At 55.0% G+C, this 17,651-nt stretch carries 20 protein-coding genes; 1 reads left to right on the forward strand and 19 read right to left on the reverse strand.

Translation table 11 applies throughout. From position 1 onward, the window contains the following. Positions 1 to 164: 164 nt before the first annotated feature. The 10 genes from ACFQND_RS07345 to ACFQND_RS07390 all read right to left on the reverse strand — a co-directional run bounded on the left by ACFQND_RS07345 (position 165) and on the right by ACFQND_RS07390 (position 5,189). Positions 165 to 551, reverse strand: coding sequence for a hypothetical protein (locus ACFQND_RS07345; RefSeq protein ID WP_371438914.1), 387 nt, complete (start codon positions 549 to 551; stop codon positions 165 to 167). Between the two features lie 12 nt (positions 552 to 563). Then, the gene (locus tag ACFQND_RS07350) at positions 564 to 857 is read right to left on the reverse strand and encodes a hypothetical protein (protein WP_371438915.1); all 294 of its coding nucleotides are present in this window, start codon (positions 855 to 857) and stop codon (positions 564 to 566) included. Positions 858 to 868: 11 nt separating this feature from the next. Then, a complete protein-coding gene (locus tag ACFQND_RS07355; protein ID WP_371438916.1) occupies positions 869 to 1,090 on the reverse strand; it encodes a hypothetical protein in 222 nt (73 codons plus the stop codon). Positions 1,091 to 1,107: 17 nt separating this feature from the next. Then, positions 1,108 to 1,320 (reverse strand): hypothetical protein, encoded by a 213-nt coding sequence (locus ACFQND_RS07360; protein WP_371438917.1) that lies wholly within the window; start codon positions 1,318 to 1,320, stop codon positions 1,108 to 1,110. 67 nt (positions 1,321 to 1,387) lie between these two features. Beyond that, a complete protein-coding gene (locus ACFQND_RS07365) occupies positions 1,388 to 1,603 on the reverse strand; it encodes a hypothetical protein (RefSeq protein ID WP_371438918.1) in 216 nt (71 codons plus the stop codon). A 287-nt stretch (positions 1,604 to 1,890) separates the two neighbouring features. Further along, positions 1,891 to 2,244, reverse strand: a complete 354-nt coding sequence (locus ACFQND_RS07370) for a nicotinamide mononucleotide transporter (protein WP_371438919.1) — start codon at positions 2,242 to 2,244, stop codon at positions 1,891 to 1,893. A gap of 459 nt (positions 2,245 to 2,703) precedes the next feature. Continuing rightward, positions 2,704 to 3,285: a hypothetical protein gene (locus ACFQND_RS07375; protein ID WP_371438920.1), complete on the reverse strand. Its 582-nt coding sequence runs from the start codon at positions 3,283 to 3,285 to the stop codon at positions 2,704 to 2,706. An 86-nt stretch (positions 3,286 to 3,371) separates the two neighbouring features. Next, on the reverse strand, positions 3,372 to 3,773 hold the full coding sequence (locus ACFQND_RS07380) for a hypothetical protein (RefSeq protein ID WP_371438921.1): 402 nt from the start codon (positions 3,771 to 3,773) through the stop codon (positions 3,372 to 3,374). A 339-nt stretch (positions 3,774 to 4,112) separates the two neighbouring features. After that, complete coding sequence (locus ACFQND_RS07385) at positions 4,113 to 4,409, reverse strand: hypothetical protein (RefSeq protein WP_371438922.1); 297 nt, start codon at positions 4,407 to 4,409, stop codon at positions 4,113 to 4,115. A 297-nt stretch (positions 4,410 to 4,706) separates the two neighbouring features. Next, a complete protein-coding gene (locus tag ACFQND_RS07390; protein ID WP_371438923.1) occupies positions 4,707 to 5,189 on the reverse strand; it encodes a hypothetical protein in 483 nt (160 codons plus the stop codon). A 524-nt stretch (positions 5,190 to 5,713) separates the two neighbouring features. Between ACFQND_RS07390 and ACFQND_RS07395 the strand changes: the two genes are divergently transcribed. After that, positions 5,714 to 7,231 carry a replication initiation protein gene (locus tag ACFQND_RS07395; protein ID WP_371438924.1) on the forward strand — a complete coding sequence of 506 codons (1,518 nt, stop codon included), beginning with the start codon at positions 5,714 to 5,716 and terminating at the stop codon, positions 7,229 to 7,231. A gap of 51 nt (positions 7,232 to 7,282) precedes the next feature. Here ACFQND_RS07395 and ACFQND_RS27300 read toward each other — a convergent pair whose 3' ends face one another. The 9 genes from ACFQND_RS27300 to ACFQND_RS07440 all read right to left on the reverse strand — a co-directional run bounded on the left by ACFQND_RS27300 (position 7,283) and on the right by ACFQND_RS07440 (position 17,545). Further along, on the reverse strand, positions 7,283 to 7,744 hold the full coding sequence (locus ACFQND_RS27300; RefSeq protein ID WP_449301350.1) for a hypothetical protein: 462 nt from the start codon (positions 7,742 to 7,744) through the stop codon (positions 7,283 to 7,285). Positions 7,745 to 7,796: 52 nt separating this feature from the next. Further along, a complete protein-coding gene (locus ACFQND_RS07405) occupies positions 7,797 to 8,411 on the reverse strand; it encodes a hypothetical protein (protein WP_371438925.1) in 615 nt (204 codons plus the stop codon). A 13-nt stretch (positions 8,412 to 8,424) separates the two neighbouring features. After that, positions 8,425 to 8,832 carry a bactofilin family protein gene (locus ACFQND_RS07410; RefSeq protein WP_371438926.1) on the reverse strand — a complete coding sequence of 136 codons (408 nt, stop codon included), beginning with the start codon at positions 8,830 to 8,832 and terminating at the stop codon, positions 8,425 to 8,427. Between the two features lie 36 nt (positions 8,833 to 8,868). Next, positions 8,869 to 9,450 carry a bactofilin family protein gene (locus ACFQND_RS07415; protein ID WP_371438927.1) on the reverse strand — a complete coding sequence of 194 codons (582 nt, stop codon included), beginning with the start codon at positions 9,448 to 9,450 and terminating at the stop codon, positions 8,869 to 8,871. A gap of 14 nt (positions 9,451 to 9,464) precedes the next feature. After that, positions 9,465 to 10,934: a DUF1173 family protein gene (locus ACFQND_RS07420; RefSeq protein ID WP_371438928.1), complete on the reverse strand. Its 1,470-nt coding sequence runs from the start codon at positions 10,932 to 10,934 to the stop codon at positions 9,465 to 9,467. A 228-nt stretch (positions 10,935 to 11,162) separates the two neighbouring features. Then, positions 11,163 to 11,963 (reverse strand): DUF7281 domain-containing protein, encoded by an 801-nt coding sequence (locus ACFQND_RS07425; RefSeq protein WP_371438929.1) that lies wholly within the window; start codon positions 11,961 to 11,963, stop codon positions 11,163 to 11,165. Then, entirely contained in the window at positions 11,960 to 13,183 is a 1,224-nt protein-coding gene (locus ACFQND_RS07430) for a hypothetical protein (protein ID WP_371438930.1), read from the reverse strand. The genes ACFQND_RS07425 and ACFQND_RS07430 overlap by 4 nt, the downstream gene beginning before the upstream one ends. Further along, positions 13,180 to 13,854: a hypothetical protein gene (locus tag ACFQND_RS07435; protein ID WP_371438931.1), complete on the reverse strand. Its 675-nt coding sequence runs from the start codon at positions 13,852 to 13,854 to the stop codon at positions 13,180 to 13,182. Before ACFQND_RS07435 ends, ACFQND_RS07430 begins: the two co-directional genes overlap by 4 nt. After that, complete coding sequence (locus ACFQND_RS07440; protein ID WP_371438932.1) at positions 13,841 to 17,545, reverse strand: ATP-binding protein; 3,705 nt, start codon at positions 17,543 to 17,545, stop codon at positions 13,841 to 13,843. Before ACFQND_RS07440 ends, ACFQND_RS07435 begins: the two co-directional genes overlap by 14 nt. Positions 17,546 to 17,651 lie beyond the last annotated feature (106 nt).

Consider the following 17,651-nt stretch of genomic DNA (forward strand, 5'->3'; position numbering starts at 1 on the left):
GTGCGTGAGCCGTATGCGGTGAAAGTCGCAAGTACGGTTCTTAGGGGGGGGGAAGGCAGTGATGCCTTCTCCCTACCCTCCCTTAGCTTTCCACTTTGAATTTTTAATTCAGCTTAATGGAAGAAGTCTTACGCGCAAGGGCTGTTTCAGCGCCCAAAACAGGTTTAACGTTCACCCTTGCGTACTTTCTCAATATCCGCATAGGCCACACCAACCTCAAGCATCAACACCGGCCACTGCGATCCGTTAGGACACCGTGTGATCAATGAGACCTCCAAGCCTGTTTGTTCCAGCATCTTCTTCGCTTCAGTCATGATCTTCATGGCTTCGATTTGTGCCACTTGAATTGCTTCTGGCAGCTTAGCCTTCTCGACAGAGGCCTCTTGAATAATTTTCCTGTTGGCACTCTTGAAAGCCGCCCAGGCGTCAGCGACAACGCCCGTCCCAGCCGTAGCTGCCCATTCGACACGACTTGCCTCACTGAGGCAGTTCCACCATGCAATTCCCACGGCCTCATCGAAGGTTGGTTTGCGTTCGCTTGTTGTGGTCACGTAGGTATCCAATCAGTTGTAGCAAGGGCAATAGTCCAGAGACACATCATCGCCATGAGTAAGCAGCAGCTTAGACTCAGCGTGGTGCTTTGCCTTAGGTCGGTTCATACCATCAAATGCAGTAAACACTGGCGAGCCAAATGGGATTTGTTTCACTGGATTCAATCCGGTCTTTGTAGCAATCACGGCGGTGGCCTCAATCAGCGCGAAGGCTCTCGCTCCCACCGGCAGTTCACCAATAAGCTTTGCCTTTCGCCTATATTCCCGGCCTTGCTCATCGAGCGCCAGATAGTCAGGACGATGCATTTGATTTCCTTTCAAGCCGTTGCTGCAGCCATGCGGCGTTTCAGGGCGGCGTTTGTGACAACCACATCTTTAAGCTCACCTTTGGCGCCCTGGACGACGTAGGCCAGGTCAAAGCTATCCCAGGCCTTACGGCGCAGTGAAACCACCTTCGCACCTTCGCCAAGCTTTGCCTTTTCAAGTGCAATTGCCTCAGCCGTATTGCAGGCTGCGGTACTGGTTAAAGCGTGTCCCATGTTGAAGCTTCCCTTGGTTAGCTGCGAGCAGCAATGAATTGGCGGGCCTGCTTGGCGTTCTGCAACACCACTTGATTGCTCCCGTGAGGAACAAGCTTGGCGCCAACAATCCGATGGACCGGGTCATTGACCACGACCGAAGTGCCGTAATCTGAGAAGCTGTAGCCGTTGCGTCGCAACAGGGCTGAAACTTCGTTGATTTCGATTAGCTGATCGCACTTGGAGTTCATCGGTATACCTTCAGTCGGTTTGTATTCTTGGCTCTAGTATGGTGTGCATGCACACCATCTGCAAGCACTATTTTTGCAGCGGCTTGAAAACCTTTTCAGCATGAACCATCAGCTCATCATTGAAGTTGCGAAACCGTGTGGTGGATGGATCGCAGAAGTAGCCCTTCCATGTCGAATCCTTGATGCCCATAATGCCGAAGCCGCGGTTAAATATCGATAGTGCGGCGGGCTGTGACAGGCCTGCGCCTTCGACCAGCTTACGCAAGCGCACGTTGTTGGTCATTGCCTTAGTGTTCATGCACACCATGATAGCAGCCTAGATGGCGTTTTCAAACATCGCTCAGTTAATGCAGGATTGCAGCAGCGAAATGGATTTCATCCCCCCAAAGAAAAAGCCCCCAGTCCGGTGAGGACTGAGGGCATTTGGTTTTGATAATAAGTGCGAGGACTGTCGACCAGGCCAATTCGTCTTGGGTGAGAAGCTCAAGAAATTAGTCACAGGCAGACAAAAAAAGGCCCCCGGGGATTGGTTGCCTTGAGGTTTGAAAGTTCACTTAGTTGTCGTCAGCATCAGATGCTTGAAGCTTGCTCATGTCGTTCAAGCAAACGACTCACCTCATTGTCTTGGTCGACGGGCGCCTTGCGGTAAAGCCACTGCCAAGTCCCAAATAGGTTGATGGTTAAAAAAACCGCCTGTTGCGTCAACATGCCATAAGCATGAAGCGACACGGCGTAGTAGATCCAGGCAAAGTTGGACGCGATCCAAACTGGCCAGGCCCAGGCAGATAGCCGTGATTTCATGGCGAGCATCAAAGCGCCACAGATACCCGTGACCGCTCCAATCACTTCGGGCAAGTTCGCTGCCACGTAAAGAGCTGCATCAGATAGCGCTCCAAACAGTGTTGTGAGAGTGATGGCGGTCATATTTCGTTATCGCTTTCGTAAAGGCAACCTGTCATGGGTTGGTTCATATTTTTCTCCTAATGAATTGAGAGCATCGGCCCAGAGGGCATATGGCGCCCGCCAGGTGGGGTGAGTTCAGATCCCGTAGTGGGCCCTGGCCAGGTGTCGTCGTTCAGCGAATGGCCGCCCTTTGGTCACGTCAATTGGTGACTGTGCAATTAGTTGCCGCAACGCTGCTGCGCGCATGGTTGGGCTGTAGTTAGCACTGGAACGTGCGATTCGGATTAGATGGTGAATTGGCAAGACTTCAGTGGCGCGTAGATGGCCAAAGAAGCGCTGTCGTTTTTCGCTCGCAAGAACACGTTGTAGGGACAACATTTTCTTCTCTCCGTTGAGTTATGGCGAGCACATGCCCAGAGGGCATAAAAGTGCCCGTCCGGGTTTGCAAATTCCGAGGAAACCAGGGAATTAGTTTAGGTTTTACAACTGCGTCGCTGCCGCTTCGATTAGGTCTGCGCGTTTGAGCATGCGCGCGGCCTTCTCGCGGATTTCTTTCACCGTTTCACTCAATGATGTCTTGGCAGACCTTCCTGGCGACAAGCGAACATCAAGACTCGTTTTATCGGTCTTGATGCACGCGTATGCCGATTGATCCCCCAGCATGACTCGAACGCTCAGGTTCAAGCAATTCATTTTCTTCGGTGTGAAGTCAGAAACACTCCAGCCATATTTGACATGGAGTTCATTTGCGTAGGCCTGGGCCAGCGCATGCGTTCCAAAGTCACCGACGCATTCGACGCCGCCGTTCTTGATGTGGATGTACACGGAAAAGAACTGCGGATTCTCGGCGTCTACCTCGATGCAGGTTCCCCGCGGATCGTTGTTCTCATAGAGGTTTCTCACCCCTTGAATCTCAATACCGTCGTAATCGGCAGCTCGGTCTCCAATGATTACATCGTCATAGGGATCATTAAGATCAGCAGTGACCACGAACGGGAAACTGTCGGCGCGCTTGTCCGCGCTCGCCCTTTTTTGGGCCTGTGTTGTTTGCACAGCATTCATTTGAAAATCTCCTGTTTATGGAGAGCACCTGCACCATCAGGGCAAAGTGCCCATCCGGGTTGTATTGGTTGCAGTCAACTGGCCGCTTATGCAGCCTGCATCCGTGCAATCTCAGTAAGTGCGTATAGAAGAATCGCGCTCTCGATCTGCTCTCGACTTTCACCGGTGAAATATGCGCCGGCTATATCACCAGTGGTGATGCCCAGGTGCCTTTGAATCACAAGTGAACCGGCGTTGATGGCGGATTCCGTTGCTTCATCAAGCGTTGAGTTCAGCTGCATCAGTGCAAGCACTTGCGCTTCTGTCATGCCGTAGAGGTCAGGCGTGGCCGCAAAACGGCCGCACTCTGTCACCGTGGGGTCGTGAATCACAATTCCCTGGTGAACGAAGCCCGCCATGGGTTTGCCGTGCACGTCGCTGGTTTCCTCCAAAGCGAAGGGGAACATGTCTGCAATGGATGTTTGCAATGACGCTGTTTTGGTTTTCATGTGGTTTCTCAAAAAGAATTGAGAACCACACTGCCCCGCGGGTGAGTATGGTTCCCGTGAGTTAGGCCGTTCGGCCGATGCAGTGAAGCTCGACACATCGCCCGCAAATATGGCGCGAAGCCATATTCGGATCAATGTGTGCACGCGGCAATCTGTGTTGCGGCGGCGTTTCGTTGAAGGTACAGCGAAGGCTGCTCCTGAAATTGGGCCTGACCAAGGCTTGTGGCCTGGTCAGGATGAAATTGCCACCATAGACAGTGACTTTCAGCGAGTGCAGATTGAACTGCGCATAGCCGGAGCTATTCTCGACATGGCGTATTTCTCGCCATTTCCTTTTGGTCAGTGGTACGTGCGCTTGAACAGCATGGGTTGCTGCTTGTGCTGACCGTACAAAAACACTTCCAGCCTCTCACGCACCCATCCAGAAATGGCGGGCGAATTGAGAGCCTTTACCAGCACCATGCGGTGACCGGCATCCATGACGGCGTCAAACAGCGCTTGCACGCCATCTTCGCCACCAGCCTTAGCAGCACTGTTGACAGTGGTGCCAGCTTCTTCCGACATGGCCAACACAAGGAAGTCCACGTGGGCAGAAAAAGCGTTGTACTTGGTTTCATAAACTGCTTGGCTCTTCATTTCAATCTCCATTAAAGGGATTGACGAGTTCCAAGAGTTTCCCCCAGTGGGAACCTTGGTTCCCGTCGGGGGTTGTTGAAGGCTGACATTTGTCAGCGAATTCGGATTGTCCGAAAGCGAGTTAATTTAAACAGACTTTTTTGGAATCGTCAACGAATAGCACCTAAGGTCATCAAGCGGCGTGCGATCAGGCCATCGCAATCTTGCGAAGGCGAGCTGAAATTCAAATAATTCTTGCCTGGACCTGCCCGGCTTCTATTCGTCATTCGCTTATGAGCTTTTGCGTTTCCAAAGGGCTCAATGGTGCGCCAACGATGGGCCGTCCCGGTCCATGAGCGTCAGGTAGCCATGCAGGCGTTCCTCGACCCATGCAGAGCGGTTTTCCACATCCATAGGTGCCGTGTTTGCCAGATCCTGAATCACAGCCTTGGCTTGCTGTTTTGTGCCCTTGGCCAGGGAGAGCTTGTCCAGGGAATTGCGGGAGAGCGTCAGTGAAGTGCGGCGACCTGCAATCTCGACGTTAACGCGTTTGGTGGTGGTTTCCTTGCGCTTGCCAACACCAGCTTGTTCCAAGGCCATGCCAACTGCTTGCGTAACGATCGCCAGCAGATCTTGTGAATCGGAAACTGGCTCATTGGCCCCGAGGATGCCGGCCACCTTGGCACGATGTGAAGCGGCAAATGCACCAACGAACTCATCCGCGGCACCGCTTTCGGCCAATGCCTTGATTGCGGCGCCAACGATGGCGTTGAGCTTGCGGGTTTCTCTGTCGTCTTGCACAGACCGGAGTGTAGCGTTTCAAAGCTCGGCAATGGACTTGCATACCGCTCAGCTGTGTGATTTTTGCTTGAATACGGTATTTTGCTGGGTCTGCATATCCAACATACTCAAATAAAGTATGCAAACTTGCCATGGTTGTTCGGCTCCCTTTTCCCATCTGTACGAGGATAAGTGCCTAAAAAATGGGTTAATCGCCTGTTTTTGGATTCGATTTAATACCGAACAGAGAACCGGGATTGCCGATTCCAGCACTCAAGTTGGTGAGGTGCTCCCAGTTTGTTTCAAGATTGCAAAAAACATCCTGAATGTTCCAACTGGAAATCACCTGATAAATCAATGACTTAGCGCATCTTCAATGGCAGATCTGCATACTATCGGTGGCAACAGGCAGAACAAACCAGCATAAGTGCATACCAGGCATGGCAGTTGGGCAGTCGAACCATGGCAAAACTGCATACTCGCGCACCATAAGCATGATCGATGGCAGAGAGCGCCCTACTTCTGCCATCGATTAAGATTGCCATGTGAGCAACACCGAAACAACTGCCATCGATCCAGAAGACCGCGGTTTCGACATGAGGCGGCGTGAGCCTGACCAACCGTCACTTTTCCCGACCGAGGATCTGATCATCCCGGAGACGATCAGGAGCATCCGCAAGGCGGTGAGCGCCATCCATGCTACCCCTTTGCGGCCGGAGCACAGCCAAAGCCTCAATAGCCGGCGCTTGTTCGATGCCTGCATTCTGGTTGCTCAGATTGACTTTCGCAAGCGAGACAAGCAAATGCTGGAGCGCGTGCGAACCGAGCGCCTGTCTCCAATGTTTGAAACTCGGGTTACCGATCTTGCGCGTTTGGCCGGCATCCCTGGCAAGAATTACGAGCGCATTTATGAAGAGCTGGACCAGCTGTTCGAAATGATCCTTCGTTGGAACATCGTGGGGGAAGACTCTGAGGTGGAGTGGGAGATGAAGAGCCACTTCCTCTCTTCATTGGGCTACGGGCGTGGGCACAAGCGCGGGCTCATACGCTTTTCGATTGATCCTTCGATACTGGGAATCGTACTGGAGCCCAGCAATTGGGCCACACTTTCGCTTCAGGCCATGGAAGGCCTGGGGACCGCCGCCGGCTACGCGCTTTATCAAAATGCCTGGCGGTATGTGAACACCCATGCCAAGGTCACGGCCGTCCTGCCGACCGCAACATGGGTTGAACTGCTGATGGGCCATTCTCGGTATGTTGTCGACGATCCCGAGCAGGGCAAGCGAGTGGTCAATTACGGCGACTTCAAACGGCGTGTGCTGATGGATGCCGTTCGCCGGGTCAACGATATCCAGGCATTGAGCTACACGCTGGAGCTCAAGGAATACCGTTCCGGCACCAGAGTATCAAAGCTCCAGTTCAAGTTCATCCCAAAGAAGCAGCCTTCACTCGGGCTTCCCCTCACTTGGCCAGAGGACGTGTTACGAGTCCTGGAGCGTTTGGACTTCACGCAGTCAGAAATTGAAAACCTGAGCCAGGCCCACTCCTACGAGGAAGTGGCAGATTCCATTTTGCGGCTCAAGGCGGCCGAAAACCGGCTGAAGGCTGCAGGCCGGCCCATCAACTCCAAAAAGTCCTATTTCAATGGCATCCTGGCCAACATTGCATCAGGCGCCGTTGGTGATGACCTGGACCATGAAAAGGTGGAGGCCGAGGCGAAGGCGCAGGAAGCCCAACTCGCGGCCGAATTGCGGCATGCACGCCTGAAGAAGGATTTTTCAAAGCACGTGGCCGATGTTTTCTCGACCAAGCTCTACGAATTGGACGCGGTAGAACGGGACGAGATCATCAGGTCGTTTGAAGCCAGCCCGTCAGCGGCGAAGGCCCAACTCCTGATCAAAAATGGATGGAGTGCCAAGAGTGTTGGTGCACTGAGCATCCTGCGGGGGTGGCTTGCAACGGATCGGCCCGATGTTTTGGACCGGTTTCTCACGAACCCCGAAGACAAGAATTTCGATGCCTGGATGGCCTGGCGGCTAGATGCGATCGAGCCGGAACGTTGAGAACTGTATCCTTTATGCGTTCATGCGTCGCACCGAAGGAAATCTATACGTTTACGCCTGGGCTGGAGGCATCGCGGAGGCTTTCACTTTTCGTCTTTCTCCAACCATCCCAAGCCAGACGATGGCGCCATTGGCGATGATCACGATACCGAGTAACAGGGAAGTGGTGAAATCAAGCTTGGAGGCAAAGAACGCTTTCTCAATCTCAGAAGCCTTCTTCACAATTTCATCTTTCTTGGTGCGCATTTCATCGGCAGTGCGGACTCCATATGATTCCAGTAGTATTTCTGGCCCTTGCGATACGGCTTTATATGCAAGTTCGGCGGCGTTTGCATTTGTTCTTGCAAGCAGCAAATTGTTGAAATTCATCTGTTCAGAGCTAAACTTTTGCATGAAAAACAAAAGCGCAAATAGTTGCATGACGCCTAAGAACATGAAGCATAGCCCGCGAATGGTCAGCGGATGAATGACCTGTTGAAGGCCTTTGTATGTTGGTGCTGCTAATTTAAACATTGCAAGTTACCGTTATAAAAAGTCTTTGGATCGAATACCTTAATGGCCTTCATCATTCAGTCACGATGCTTTCTTTAAGCAGTAGCTGATTGCCAGCGCGCAGCTGGCGCAGCAGCCCGGAATCCTGGGCAGTCTGATCTTCGTGTATGACTTCGCTGGCCCACTGGGCCAAAAGTTCATGTGACAACGACTCATTGCCAATTACGTTGCTGCGAAACGCCGGTCGCATCATGCTCTGGCCCAGCTTGAAGCGGTAAAGCAAGCACAGCCAATGTCCTCGCACCGAGCCATAGCGTGTACGAACCACCTTCATTGTTTGGGACTGGGCCAGGTAATACATGTTCAGCGCCATGGCGCGGCGCGTTGCATTCGAGCTGGCGGTGGACTTCTCATCTGCGGCACGTACCAGTTCACGGTGGGCGAAGCTGACGGCTGCATGCCGCCTGATTTTTGAGCCTTCCATAATTGTCGCTGCCTGAATCAAGTCGTCAGGGGTGACCGCACAGGTTCCACTCCAGCCGTTGCTTGTGTCGAAGGCGTAAATATTGGCCGATAGATGAGGAAGGGCTATACCGCCCTCGCCCCAACTTTCGGCCATGCTCACCGACCATCCTGGATTACTTCCCACCAGCATGTTTGCCCAGAACTGCTCTTCGTTATTCTGCATGAAGTCCCTGGAATTACAGATTGATCTCGGGGCCGTTGATTTGACCGGAAATGCGGGCGCCGGGGTGCATGTCCAGGTCCGCGTCGTACTGGATGCTGCCTTTCACTTTGGCCGTGGGACTGAGCTCAATGCCTTTTCGGGCGTGAAGTTTGCCGTTCACTGTGCCTTCCACGAAGATGTAGTCCGCAATGAGCAGATCGGTGGTAACAGTGGCGCTGCCGGCGATATGGATGGAGCCGGCCTTGCCCAGCTCGATCTTGCCGTTGTATTCACCATCGAGGCGAATCCCGAGGTCTTCGGAGGCCGCCATGTCGCCTTTCATGGTCGCCGACTTGGGCAGCACCGTGTGTTGTGTTTGAAGGATGCTGGCTGGGAACAGGCGGGGTTCGGTAGACTTCGCAATCGTGGCCATTGTGTTCATGATCAAATTCCTTTATTCGTTGGCTGTGTTAGGGGTTCAAGCCGCGAGCTTCTTCATGGAAGCTTCGACGTCGGCACCCTCGGCAATCGTCAGACGGCCATAGGTGATGTGCCCTTTGCAAACAGATTTCGGGCCAAAGCTGGCCAGCCCACCAGTTGCGGAAACTTCGCCATCGACTTCGCCTTCAATCCGGACATTGGTGGCCTTGAGCGAGCCCTTGAACTTGCCGTCTTTTTCGACGGTGATGGTGCGGTCTGGTTCTGCAGTCACCTTGCCATCCACTACGCCGTCAATTCGGACATCGCAAGGGTAGTGTGCTTCCCCAATAAAGGTCAGACCTTTTGGAAGGACACATGTACGGACTTCACGCAGTTGTTCAGTAGCCGGCTGTATTGCTGCAGGGCGGATCTCTGCGGGTCTTTGGACAAAACGCAAATGGTCAGCGGGTGGGCGCTGAGTTTGTGAATCTGGTGCCACAGGTAGGAGTGACGTTGGATTGTTCAAGGCAGATCCAGGCGCCGTGGCATCGGCTTTAAGAATTTCCGGGATACGAGAAAGTGGCGGGCTCAGCGTTGATCCGCTTTGGGCCTCGGGTCCAGTGGTGGTTGCAAGTGTCATCTTGAAGCTCTCCTTTAATGGTTAATTTGGCTCTCATTGCGTGAGCCGTACGCGTAAAACGTGCCTGGTGCCGAAGCCATCGCGCAAAGTGTTTGCAGGGCAATACTCTTTTGCACGCGCTCGGGCGGAGGAAGCGGTGGAACAACCCTATCGAGCTGGCGTCCCAACGGCGTCCAAGTCCACACCGGAATGCCTTTGGTGGCAAGAGCGTCTGCGAGTTCAGCGCGTTTGCTCACGAATTCCGGCATCGCCCCATTGCTCAATATCTCAAGCGCAGCGCGTGGCACCGGAATGCCCTGGGGGTCGTAAACGTGCCGTAGCGTCCACTCTGGACGGGTGCGTGCCATCGGCTGCTGCGAGGTAAGCAAGCGGCTGAATTGGTGGCCATCGCGCATCAAAGCGTCAATGAGCAGGATGTCATCGGTGTTTCCGGCAGGAATGAACACCCGTGGGTGAACGGACATCAGCCAAACGCCACGCGCCCAGATCCCGCCCCTGGTGTTTGCCTCGACGTGGGCGATGGCAATGACTTCCGGCTGCGGCAAGTGGATCCAGCCCGCCGGCCGCGGTTCTTTTGCGCGTTCATTTTCCTGGGCATTAACGAAAACTCGGCGTACCGCTGTTTTGCATTGGTTTTGCAGGAATGAGTAGGTCGCGTCATTCAAGCCTATTGGTGTGCGCATATGACGCAAGTGCATGAAGGCTGCAGTCTTGCCACTCTCCTGTGCAGGAAGCTCCACGAACTTTCGAACAGGGGCCACGATCAGGCCGCTTTTGATGATTTCAACCTGCCCGCGTGTAAGGCTGCGATTGAATCTGTCCCACTCGCGGTTGATTTCATCCTGCATAGACTCGCGATAGGGGCGCGGCACGTACAGGCGTTCTCCAAGCGTTGCGCCTTTGATGGTCAGGTGTTTGGCAGCCTGGAAGAGTTCGTACCGCGCGCGGCCCCAGTCACGCTCCCAGCTCGGATGCCATCGGGTGAGGTTTGCTTCAGCCCACAGCAAATGCAACAGGCCACGTAGGGATGCCTGTTCTGACTGCTTGTGATCGTCAACACTCAACCGGGATGCAGTTTGGGGCCGGGGCGTACTCGCAACGGAAGAACGGTCAAGAGTGAAGGTCAGGCGGATTTCCCTGCTTCCATCCTCGTTTTCTTTCACCTGAGTGGCGATCTCTGTCTCTGGGCCGGCTTCGTCTTCGCGGAAAAAAATGCAGGAGCTGTCGTGCATGGACCCCTGCTCTGGCCAGACAGCCAGATGGTACTTTCCATCCCGGAGGCGTACCTGCAATTTCAGGGGAGTTGGGCGGCACATGCAGAGAGCGTGGCCGAATTTGTGACGTGCTTCATCGAGCGCTTCCTGAAAGCGCTCTGCTTGCGACGGGTCGCTCAACCGTTTCAGGTCGAAATGCTCACTGCTCACAAGGATGTGAACAGATTTGGATTGAGCAACAGTAATATTTGATAGGGTGGCACTGGCCACAGCAGACTCCATTTGAGAGATAGACAAACTGTAAGGCACTATCTTGTCTGTTCCCGACCGTTCAATGGATGGAAAGTAGTGCATTGAACGGTCGAAGATAACAACCGTTGGGGAGTTTGTGCGTTCCGCTAAGGGAAACGGAACTCCACGTGATCATGTCCACCGGCTCCGAAGTCCAGTCCTTGCCGTCTTGCAGCAGCGTTCGTTTAAACAAGTCTGTCCGGTCACTCAGCGCGGAAAGTGTTCCTGGTCCAATCCAAGGCTCAATTCCTTGAGTCGGCTCCACGCTAGAGCAATTTCTTCATCGTGACCAGAATGATCGAGATGCGGGCGAGAGGCGTGTATTGATTGCGTGAAAAGATTGGAACGCCTGTTTTCCTTTGTTGCCGTCAGCAAGTTCGGCCAAGGTGGCATGCATAGAGATTCCCGCCGAGGGAGAGAAGCCGCCATAGACAACCCCTTGGGGTCAAAGTCAAAGAAGGCTAGTGTGGGGCGCGTGTCTCGTTGAATGAGCCTTGCAGCCACATCGGTACGGAAGTAACCTGGTGCTCCGCGAAACAATGCCAATGTCGGCCGTCCTCTTGTGTAAGTCCCCATCCAGCTGTAGGTGTGCATTTGGAGCATGGGCTCCAAGTTTTCGCTGACAAGCAAGACCTCGTAGGGCAAGGCCTGCGCGGCATGCGAACCAAGTGTGAGAACGCTACCTGGAAGGTGTTGGAAGGCTGGCATTGCTATAGGCACCACTGCGACTAGATCATCTGAGACGCGCAGCGCGCCGGACTTTTCTGAACTTCCCCGCGGGGAGTTACTTCTGGAAAAGTCACCAGCTGGTGCAGCGATGTCGAAACCCCGGGAGGTGAGCAGGTTCCGTATTTTCGCGTGGTCCTCATCGGTGTAGAGCACCCTCGCCCCTTTGATCTTGCCGATTCCTTCAACGCTGGCTAAACGGTCAGCAATTTCGCCGTTTCGGCGCTCGACTACGCCGTCTGCAATGAGTCTCCTCAAGAAATCGACTATTCGTGGATTCATGCTTGTGCTCGCGCTGCAGGTGCTGGGTGCGCAATGGCATCGCCAAAGGAATGAGCAAACCGCTCTCCAGCCCTGGCGCCGTTGTTGACCAGGCTGACCGGCAACTTCAGGCCGCGCAACCCCATGACAGCGAATACCAGCCAAACATGAGGTTCCACGCTCTGTGCCTTGTCGTCTGTCAGTCGCCACTCCATCAGTGACATTTCGGAGGGAGAGGTTTGGACAGCCTGGACCAGCCGCTCAAGAGCGATTGCGGCGTCTGATAGCTTTTGCTCGTAGGGTGGGTCGATCACGCGGGTGTAGCGTTTCACCTCCTGAAGCTCAGGTTCAACCTGCTTTGCCGGCAGCGCGGCGGCCTGCTTTTGCATCTCATCGAAAATCTGGGTGTCCGTGTCCAATGGCTCTACGTGGGCTGCGATTGCAGGCAATGACGCAGCCATCAGGAAATCGGGTATTTCACCCCTCAAATCGGCCTCAAATCCACGCCATCCAGGCTGTTGCCGAAGAAGCATATCCATGCGTGCGAGCAGCTTGTGGTTGCGCTCTACCTCCCGCATTCGGTATATCTCTTTGCTGAGATGGGTCTGCATTTCGGACATTGACTGTTGCCAAACCAAGATCCGGGAAAGCAGGTTGCGCCGAATGAAGCGTGCCAGGTCTTCCAGCCCCCGGGTGCTGGCTTCGCGTTCCACCTTGTCGCACACCTTGGACAAGCGGGTCAGATCATCGGCCAAGGTGTTGGTTTGCTGCTGGTAGAACCGGTTCTGGCTTTTTTTGGCTTCCAGAGAGCGCACATTGCCATACCTGGTGGACATCAGGGTCTGCAGGAACAGCATGTTGCGGTCCACGCTGTCTGCAATGTCGAAGACCGTGGTCTGTATCGTGTCCACGATGGTATTGACTGTCTCGGTGTCGGCGGAACGGCGTATATCGTCCACCTCCATCCACAGATTGTTGACCTGCGAGATACGAGAGCCGATTTCAGCCAGGCTCTGGAACGCTGGAAAGAGCTGCAGATGATCATGCAGGTATTCGCGCAGGCGCGGGTGTAACCGGTAGCCATCTTCGCCGGCGGGACGCAGGGCGCTTGCCTGTCGAAGTGCGGTAATGGATGGGTTGCTGCTTGTGCCTTCGGAATTGATAACTCCATGCAAGGCCTGCTCCACCACTTCTGCATTGTGGTGAAGCGTTTTGAGAACATCTTTTATGGGGGAGCTCATGGCTTCTGGTCTTCTCCCCCAGCTGGGCTGGGTGTGTCGATCCGCATCTGGGAATCGATTTGGTCGACAACTTCGTCATCCGAGAGGTGCGGCGTGTTTTCAGCGATGAAGGCGATGAGCTGGTACAAATACTCGACCTTGCCGGTGAACGTGTAGCCTTTACTTGTGGCGTTAGTTTCGACCAGGTAGCCTTCGTTCTCCAGCAGGTTGAACATACGCTGAACGCGATGCAATGTTGCCCCACCGTCTGCCACCCGTGCATCGGCCAAATCCCGCATGTCAGACAGACGGCGCTCCAGTAGCGCTGACCTGCGCACCTCTTCGCTGATTTCAGTTAGCCACACCACATCTCCTGCCTGGATCTGCGGATTGCGGCCCTGGGCCTGACGCAATGTTTCCATGAACCCAACATAGGGCTCCAGTCGGTTGCGGATGGTTTTAAGGTCTTCACGGAAGCGGTTGCGCATTTCAACCGTTGGCACCTCGTAAGCCATGAAGAAAGCGCCCTCATCACTTAACCGGGCCAGCCGGTATCCAATGGTCTGTAGCCACTCACTAGCCTTCGTGCGACCCATCGGGTCCTGGAGAGCGTCGAACTCTTCTGGGAAGTGCACGGAGCAAATGAAGTCCCCTTTGGCAAGGTGCTTGAGGGCGGATTCAATCTTGGCCATTGGTGACTCCAGCGAAGTGTTGCTTTGTCGTGTAGATTGCGCCGTTACCCTCAAAGAGGGAAAGACGTGGGAAGAAGCGCGCCAATGCCGGATCTATGCTTGGGCATGCGCTGATGACATCGATCTTGTGCTGGTCCAGCGTTTGGAGGAAAGCCCCCAAGTTTTTTGCATCGAATCTCCCAATTTCATCAGTGATCCAGGTCAACCGTACTGGCGCGTCACCCCGAATCATCTGCACAAATCCCATGAGGAACATCGCGGTGATGAGCGCGGAATTGCCATTCGACGATACTGAGCGGAATTCCTCTTCATTGCTGATGGTGCGCCGCTGCCCGTTCTCGTACAGGGTGCATTCAAGCCGAACCTGCTCATTGAGGTTGATTTTGAAACCGCCATCGTTATGCAGGATATCCCTGAAGGTTCTCACCAGCACTGCATCTTCGTCGGATGGCAGGTCCTGCTCTGTACGTGAGACCGAACGGTAGGCCATTGGGTTGCGATTGCCCTTGTCCTGCATCTGGCGCAATACCTTGATGTAGTCCAACTGGCTCACGCTTGAGCTGACCGTCACTGACAAGTCACGGAAGCGTTCAAAGCGCTTGGTGGCAGACAAGGCCTTGCTCAAATCACTGTTGAAAGTCTGAACACGGCGCTCAAAGAGGTCCAGAACACGGACGAACTCGCCAGCCAGGCTGAAGAACCCCTGCATTTCCTTGTTCAACTGGTTGATGTAGGGACCACTCTCCATGGGCTCAAACCAGTCGCACAGCACATCAGCCTGGGCACACAGGTATTGATGAGGCAACAGGATCTGGCGGTCTGGCAAGTCTCGTTCCTTGTGGTCCAGCCAGTCCGCCGGGCCGCCGGGATGCTTGACCAATTCATTGCGCAGGGATCGGTTGTCCTTTTGCAGCTCATCCATCTCGGTATCCATGGTGCCACGCCGGGATTTGATGGAGTTTTCCAGATCAGGCACGCTCCAGTCCACATGCAGATGTGCGGGCACGTGGTCCAGGAAGTCCTTGAGGCCATGGGTTAGGAATTCCTCAAGGCGGAGTGCTTCCCGCTTACGGGCTTCGATACTGAGCTCAATGTCACCCAATGTTTGCTTGACGTGTGCTGCCAGAGCCTCAGATCGCGCATGCTCCTCCTGCAGCTGCTTGCCCACATCCCGTGCGCGCTGTTCCAGGCGGTCGCGATCCAGTTTGTCGGACTCCAGCGAAGGCAGCTGCTCGCGGCTGAACACCCGCCACGCGCTCACTTCATGTCGATTTCGTGCAATGCTGTCGAGCTGGTCTCCCAGTTTCTGAATGGCCGCGTCCAGGTCGATAACACGGCGCGGGTCCAGCCCCATGCCTGCCAAACTGCGCTCATAGTCATCCTGCAGGCGTGCCAGGTCTTCATCCTTGCGGGATTGGACCGTCTGTTTCTCCGCTTGGAAACGCGAATCGGCATTCAGGTCGGCTTGTTCCAGGCGATCACGCTGGTCCTTGAAGTCCTCCCGTATCTCCAGACGCGCAGCCTCAACGCCCTGGGTGATGCGGTGTTCCTCGGCGTTCAATGACAGGCTGCGCTCATTCAAAGAGATGCGTTCGGCGATCGCTGATTCCTTGAATGCTCGTTCTTCTTCCTGTGCCACCTTGTCCAGCCGCAGTTTCTTCTGGCGTGCCGAATCCAAAGCAGCCTGGGTGAGGGATTCGTGCGCCTTGGCGCCTTCGAAAGCGGTTTCAGCCTGTTTGCCCTGGACACCGAGCTTCCTTGCAGTCTCCGTCGCCTGCTTGAGCGCCTCCGCGACCTGCGTGGCATGCGCTTGATGGCGTTCCAGTCCATCGCGAACTTCCTGCATGTCAAACCATGCCGGCACGTCCAGCTCCTGCACGCGGATGTTGAGAGGCCCCACAGTGACCGTTCCCTCCGGACAAACCCCGTCCAGGGCATCGGGAGCCAGCGCAGGGTAGAGGTCTGTACGCGCCAGCAAGGCGGGCTCCAGCAGTTTTGCGGTGTTGGCCCACATGCCAGGGTCACCCCCTCGGATGAACTCCAGCAGGGAGCCTGCCTCCGGGGTCAACGATGCCTGCAGCTGCTCTATCTGATCGCTCAGATTCTGGGCCTCCTGTTCCAACTGGCGCACCTGGGCCAGAGCGTGGTCAGTCGCACGGCGAGCGTTGTCATGGCCATCCCGCGTCTTGTTGACCTCGCCTTGTGCCTTTTGGAGCTCTTCGGCCCAGCGGTTGGCATCTGCCTCCGCAGCCTGGCGATCAGCACGGGTTTGGACTGTGGCCATCGGGTTTTGGAGCTTTTGCTTGATTTCACCCTCGGCGGTGCCAATCTTGACCCGGTCGGCCGCAATTTCAGCCAAGCGAGCAGGGGTGGCCAGCGCCAGTAACGCATCGTCCTGTGCCTGATTTATGGTTTTCATGCTGGCCATCGATTCGCGCAAGGACTGCTTGCTGCGTGCGTCAATGTCCGCAATCTGGGCCGAAGCGCTCTGCTCGATGACGTTCTTGCGCTCATCCCGCTTCCTGGTGATGTCGCCCGCGGCTTTGGTCAGTGTGTCCCGCTCACCTTCCTTGGAGGCTTTCTGCGCCTGCAGGTCGGCCTCAGTGTCGTCAAGAGAAGCCATCGTTTGAACGTCAATGCGCTGGAAATGGGTTTGCCTGTCCAGCGCGCTGGCCACCGTAGCGCGTTTATCCTGAAAAGCGCCATCTGCCTGTTCCTTGGTGCTCACCAGCGCCCGAATTGACCCCTGAATGGCATCGTGCTGTTCCTTGAACCGCGTGGAGGATTCCAGATGCTGGGCGCGCAGCTGCTCATGCTCGACGTTGGCCTGCCCCAGGGCGCTTTTGACGGCCACGTGCAGGGAACACAACTCCAGGTGCAATCCTTTGATCTTTGCCACCCGTTCCTTGATTCGCTGGGCTTCTGGCTTGCGTTTGAGAATGTCGGCCAGATGGGTGCGAGCTTCCATCCAGCGGGACACCGAATCCTTGTTCTGCTTGAGTTCGCGCACGTTGCTCGGCTTTACCCCTACTGTGTGGGCATCAGACACTCGCTCCAGGACGATGTTCTGCAGGTCGCGGAAGTTGATCTTTTCATTGGCCATGGCCGCTGAAATCTGGTCAAGGTTGTACAGGGCGCGTGGGCCCAGCGAGTGCAATGCAGCCAAGCGGCGTAGCTCAACCCCTTCCTTGGTGGACAGACGCTCATTCAGGATCACCGCCCGGTACTGATGCAGGCTGAGCCGGCGGGTGACTTCTACTCCCGTGGCTTCGACCCGGGCCTTGAATTCATCCCGGCCCACGTACTGATTGTTTTCGTCGTAGAAGTAGGTTTCCTTGTACCCACCGTGGATGATGTGGAACTGGGGAGCTTCTTCGCCAGCGCGGGCATGCATCACTACCGTGCGCAGGTCTGTGACGCTTTCACGCTCGTACTCATAGGCTACTGCGCTGCTCGGGTCTGGCAGGGTGTAGGTGATCATGCTGGAGCGGCCAGTACCCTTGAGCACCTGGGTAGGCGTTGCGCCATAGAAGATCGGCATAAGCCGAAGGAACGTCGTCTTTCCCACACCGTTGTCCCCTACTGCAAGGACGCCGCCACGAGGGTCAAGTTCAGCGATTCGTCCGGATGGCAACCCTCCGTTGGGATTCCTGATATTGATGGCGATGATCCGGCGGAGTTGATGAGGCATGTCGTCCCTGAAAAGTGATGTGGCGCTCTATGGGTTTGTGGAATTTTGCTACTCGCGGCCCATTCTAGGCAGTGGTCGGCGGTTGCTACCCAGTCTCAGTCTGTGA

Origin of the sequence: Polaromonas aquatica (assembly GCF_042659145.1) — a bacterium.
Classification (GTDB): Bacteria; Pseudomonadota; Gammaproteobacteria; order Burkholderiales; family Burkholderiaceae_C; genus Polaromonas; species Polaromonas aquatica.